Origin of the sequence: Protofrankia sp. Cj3, from assembly GCF_917627355.1 — a bacterium.
Lineage (GTDB): Bacteria > Actinomycetota > Actinomycetes > Frankiales > Frankiaceae > Protofrankia.
The window spans coordinates 1-3,299 of sequence record NZ_CAKJTR010000314.1 but is presented as its reverse complement, the minus strand read 5'-3'; the positions used below and the strand labels follow the sequence as shown (position 1 = coordinate 3,299).

Annotated in this window: 4 protein-coding genes; 3 read left to right on the top strand and 1 reads right to left on the bottom strand. The window is 68.7% G+C overall.

Annotated features, from left to right (window positions below):
* Positions 1-949: IS630 family transposase (locus tag MJ783_RS22950; protein WP_239313910.1), on the bottom strand; the 949-nt coding region annotated here is incomplete at its 3' end.
* 88 nt (positions 950-1,037) lie between these two features.
* Here MJ783_RS22950 and MJ783_RS22945 point away from each other — a divergent pair.
* Genes MJ783_RS22945 through MJ783_RS22935 form a run of 3 tightly spaced genes read left to right on the top strand, consistent with a single transcriptional unit; the run spans position 1,038 to position 3,043 of the window.
* Positions 1,038-1,364, top strand: coding sequence for a hypothetical protein (locus tag MJ783_RS22945; protein ID WP_239313908.1), 327 nt, complete (start codon positions 1,038-1,040; stop codon positions 1,362-1,364).
* A 3-nt stretch (positions 1,365-1,367) separates the two neighbouring features.
* Positions 1,368-1,667, top strand: a complete 300-nt coding sequence (locus MJ783_RS22940) for a hypothetical protein (RefSeq protein WP_255724450.1) — start codon at positions 1,368-1,370, stop codon at positions 1,665-1,667.
* Complete coding sequence (locus MJ783_RS22935) at positions 1,664-3,043, top strand: caspase family protein (protein ID WP_239313904.1); 1,380 nt, start codon at positions 1,664-1,666, stop codon at positions 3,041-3,043. The genes MJ783_RS22940 and MJ783_RS22935 overlap by 4 nt, the downstream gene beginning before the upstream one ends.
* Positions 3,044-3,299: the final 256 nt, after the last annotated feature.

The window sequence follows — 3,299 nt, the reverse complement described above, 5'->3', positions numbered from 1 at the left end:
CCACGTGGTTCAGCCAGGAGGCGTGCGTCGGGGTGTGGATCAGGATGCAGGTCGGGTGGGCGGCCCTGAGTCGGTTGATCGAGGCCTGGCCTCGGTGGTCGGAGCCGTTGTCGACGATCACGAACACGCGTTTCGCCATCCGGTAGCGGTCCTGGGCCATGACCTGGCCCATCAGTTCCATGAACGGCGCGATGCCCGTCGTCGGCGGGGTCAGCACGGCGGTGATCCTCCCGGTCTGGACGTCGAGCGCGGGCAACAGCGCGAGCGCGCCGTGGCGTTCGTACTCGTGCTCAACCCGGATGATCCTGCCCGGAGCGGGCGGGGCGGTCGGGTGGATCCGGGCACGGGCCTGGATCGAGGGCTTCGCGTCGATCGAGACGATGCGATCCTCGGGGCCGAGGGGCTCCTCCTGGTAGAAGCCCTCGTAGAGATCGAGGATCACTTTCGCTTTCGCGGCGAAGTCCGGGTCACGCGCGAAGATCCATGACTGGTAGCGCCACGGTTTGATCGGGTGCTCGGCGAGGATCCGCCGCACCGACGACGCGGAGATCGCGTCGACCAGGCCGCGGGAGAGCAGTTCGGCGGCGAGTTCTGGACACGACCAGCGGGCCAGCGGCACCTGGGTCTCGGCGGGTAACGGGCAGGCCAGCGCGACGACCTCGGCCCGTTCCGCCTGGCTGATCCGCCGTGGCCGGCCCGACCGGGGCAGGTCGACCAGCCCCGCCTCGCGTCGCCGCGCGAACCGGCCCCGCCACGTGCGGACCGTGTCTTCGGTCACGCACAGTCGCCGGGCTATCCGCGCGTGGGAGTGGCCGCGGGCCGCGTCCAGCACGATCGTTGACCGCTGCCAGTCCCGGTAGGGCGTCCTGCGCCCGTTCACGCGGGCCTTGAGCCGTCTGCGTTCGCTCGCGGTCAGGTCTATGGGTAGGGCCATGCTGGGTGAGGGCATCACACGCTCCGGGTGCAGGCGGGGTGGGTGTCCACGGTGACGGCGGGATGATCGTAGCGATCTGCCGGGTGCCGGCAGACTGGTGGGTATGGCGGCGATCCCCGAGTCCACGAAGTCCTCGATCCGGCTGCGCCTGCTCGATCATGTGGAGCAGCGCTGGCCGCAACTCGCCCGCACCGAGGTCACCTACCGTGGCGCGTTCGCCTACGTCGTCGGGGTGCTGCCCGACGGCGAGGAGATCCCCCTGTGCCGGTTGCGCTACGGCGGGTCAGCCCACTCGTTCGGGTTCGCGATCTACTCCGCCGCCCGCGACCGCTACGAGGAAGCCGCCCTGCTCACCGGATATTTTGCCGGTAGCCCCCAGGACGCCCTCGATACCGCCTGCACCGTCCACCTCCCCACCGAACCCAGCTGATCACTGCACCCCCGAAGGACTTCCAGGCTCAACCACTTAGAACCTTCCTCCGGTGGAACCGGCGACGAGATGGGCGGCTTGCTCGACGTGCTCACCATCGCGATGGGCTCCGGCGGGGCCGGCGCGGTGCTCGCCCGCTCGCTGTCCACCTGGCTCACCCACCGCCACACGGACGTGAAGATCACCGTCAGGGGGCCCGACGGCCGCAGCGTCGAGGTCGACGCGCACCTGCTCCAGGAGGACGTACCCGGCCTGATACGAGAGATCAGGCAACTGGTCGACACCACGGAGCAGCAAGGGTGAGCCGATTTCCTGACCCCGCCCGATCGCGAGCCGTTCTGATCGGCGTCAGTCACTTCCCGGAATCGCCGGAATTAGCGGACCTTCCGGCCGTGCGTGAGAACGTCGCGAGCCTGTGGCGCCGGCTCACCCACGATGTCACAGGCGTCCTGGACCCCGAACACTGCGAGGTCGCAGACCCGGAGGGCTCCACTGCCGACATCGGCCGTGTCATCAGCAAGGCTGCTGAGGAAGCCTCAGACATGCTGCTGATCTACTACGCGGGGCACGGCCTGGTCGACGACCGGGGACGGTTGTACCTGGCGACGAACGCGACCCGGGCCGACGCTCCGAAGTACAGCGCGCTGGGCGTCGACCTGCTGCGCGAGGACCTCGGCGGCAGCAGCGCCGCCGCCCGCGTCCTCATCCTGGACTGCTGCTTCTCCGGACGAGCCATCGAGGTCATGACAAGCGAGGAGGCCCTGGCCGACGGCCAGCTCTTCATCGCAGGCACCTACACGATGACATCCACCACCGCCAACGCCCCGTCCTATGCGCTGGCCGGCGAGCGGTACACCGCCTTCACCGGGGCCCTAGTGGCCGCGCTGGATAACCCCCAGCCGCTCACCCTCGACGAGATCTACCGCAGCGTCGCCGCGGACCTCCAGTCCCGCGGCCTGCCCCGGCCACGCCAGCGGGCGACCGACACTGCCGGAGCACTGGCACTCGCGCGAGGCCCGGCCGACCCCGACAAGCCGCCGGTCGACGCAGCGGACGAAGTGCGGTTCCGCCGCGGCCGCGCGGCGGCGCAGGAGCAGTTGAAGAGCAACATGGTGAAGCCTGGAATCATCGCGCTGTTTGGCGTTGTTGTCCTACCCGTGCTCTTCGCATGGCTCAACCGCGACCCGAGTTGGCTGTGGGCGATCCCCGTGTACGGAGGTGGTTTCGCGGTCCTGGCAGGATTCCTTTACACCCTGGCCGTCCTCGCCTTGCCCCAGGAGGCGGAGTTGGTCATCGACCGCTCGGTCATCACCGTGCACCTGCGCAGGAGCACGGCCGGTACCGGCACGTTGCGGATACCGTGGAGAGACATCTCCCACGTGGGTGTCCTGCCTCCCAAGCGCAGCTCGGTGAACCCCAAGCTGACGCAGGTCTACAAGGGCAATCACCTGCTGGTGGTCCGCCCGAGACCAGGCGTTCCGTTCCCCTCAACCAGGGGCATGATCTTCTCAGATGAGCTGCACGAACTCGGCTACCGCGTCGTCGCCACGATCGGGAGCTTCGGCGCCGACAAGGAGCAGATCCTCGCCGCGCTGGACCAGTTCGCGGGCGACCGCGTGCTGCACACCAAGCAGGAGTTCCTCGCCCGCGACCCCCGCATCCAGCCGAAGATGTTCTGACGCGCGGCAGCAACGGGAACGCCTCGGGGCTGTCCAGAAGGAAACGAGGTCAGCAACTCGGGTGACAGCGAGAGGGTCGGGTCGCCCGGGGGGATCTCGCCGGGTGGGCGGCCGGAGTCGCACCGGCCGCCTCCCACAGATTCCCCGCATGACAGTCTCCCGTCACGGGGCTCGTGCCGCCCAGTTATCAGGACGTGTAGGCGAGTTTCCAGTGCGCGAACAGGCCCGAATCCCGTTTTCGGACCCGCTTGAGCCT